Source organism: Ilumatobacter sp. (genome assembly GCF_041688325.1).
Classification (GTDB): domain Bacteria; phylum Actinomycetota; class Acidimicrobiia; order Acidimicrobiales; family Ilumatobacteraceae; genus Ilumatobacter_A.
The window spans coordinates 1-1,516 of the sequence record NZ_JBDNIJ010000141.1; the positions used below are offsets into that span (position 1 = coordinate 1).

A 1,516-nucleotide genomic window follows, 5' to 3' on the forward strand; every position below is an offset into this window, starting at 1 on the left:
GTTCGTCACCGTCGTGGGCCCGTCCGGGTGCGGCAAGTCCACGCTTCTCCGCATCGCCTCTGGCTTGGAGACACACACGGGCGGCGAGTGCAACGTCGATCGCGACTCGATCGGCTACGTATTCCAGGACGCCACTCTGTTTCCGTGGCGGACCGTTCGGAAGAACGTTGAGCTGATCGCCGAACTCCACGGCATCGACTCCGCGACGATGGCCCCGAGGGTCGACGAATCACTTGAACTCGTCGGACTCAAAGAGCACGAAGTCAAGTATCCGAGACAGCTGTCAGGCGGTATGAAGATGCGCGCCTCGCTCGCTCGCTCGCTGGTGCTGCAGCCCGACGTGTTCCTCTTCGACGAGCCATTCGGTGCACTCGACGAGATCAGCCGTGAACGGCTCAATGACGAACTGCTCTCGCTGTTCAAGACCAAGAACTTCGCCGGGCTGTTCATCACCCACTCAATTGCCGAGGCCGTCTTCCTCTCCACGCGTGTGCTCGTGATGTCGGCTCGCCCCGGGCGCATCGTGGCCGACTACGAGGTGCCGTTCGAGTATCCCCGCAGCCACGAGATTCGGTACGACTCGGCGTTTGCCGAACTGTCCGGAAGAATCTCCAACGACCTCCGAGGGGCGCACCCGTGAGTACCGAAACTGACCCCGGGATGAGTGACGCCGAGCCCCAGACCAACGCCATGGGGGCGGAGGTCTGGTGACGGCAGCACAGGTCAAACCGAAGCGCTCCGCTGGGCTCAGCCGATTGGTCGGTCCTGGTGCTGTTTTCGCCCTGTTCATCGGCTTCTGGTATTTCACACATCATGTCTTGATGTCTGGTCCGAAGAAGCCTCTCGTGCCAGTCCCGCACGACGTGGTGAGGGAGTCGTTCCTCACCTGGAACATCGAGCGCGGCGCCGATGGCTCACGCACTGGCGGTGGCCTGATCAAGTTGCTCGACGGCCTCTTCGAGTCGGTCCAGGTTGCAGCGCTCGGCCTGGCAATTGCGATCGTGTTGGGCTTCGTGTTGGCCACGCTCATGAGCCAAGCCAAATGGGTGCAGAACGCACTCTGGCCGTTCCTCATTGCTTTGCAGGCCATGCCGATCCTGGCGTTTGTGCCTCTGATCGGCACAGTCATCGGCTTCAACTTCAAGGCCCGCGTGATGGTGTGCGTCATCATTGCGATCTTCCCGATCGTGGCGAACACGTTGTTCGGGCTGCTGTCGGTCGATCGGGGCTATCACGAGTTGATGACGCTCAACGGCGCGTCCCGTCTGACCCGTCTGATCAAGCTGCAGTTCCCTGCCGCGATGCCGTCGATTTTCACCGGCCTGCAGATCTCAGCCGGCCTCTCGGTGGTGGGCGCCGTGGTTGGTGACTTTTTCTTCCGTCAGGGCGAACCTGGCCTCGGCCGCCTGATCAACCTGTACCAAAACTCCACCGCATACGAGCAGATGTACGGCGCCGTCGTGATGTCGGCGCTGCTCGGTATTGCCGTGTTCATGATGTTCGGTTGGATTGGCAA

The 1,516-nt window shown here is 61.3% G+C and carries 2 protein-coding genes; both read left to right on the top strand.

The annotated features are described in order from the left end of the window. A partial coding sequence (locus ACH2EI_RS09350) for an ABC transporter ATP-binding protein (RefSeq protein WP_395159807.1) occupies positions 1-640 on the top strand: 640 nt, incomplete at its 5' end. A gap of 181 nt (positions 641-821) precedes the next feature. Next, on the top strand, positions 822-1,516 hold a 695-nt coding region (locus ACH2EI_RS09355; protein ID WP_395159809.1), incomplete at its 3' end, for an ABC transporter permease.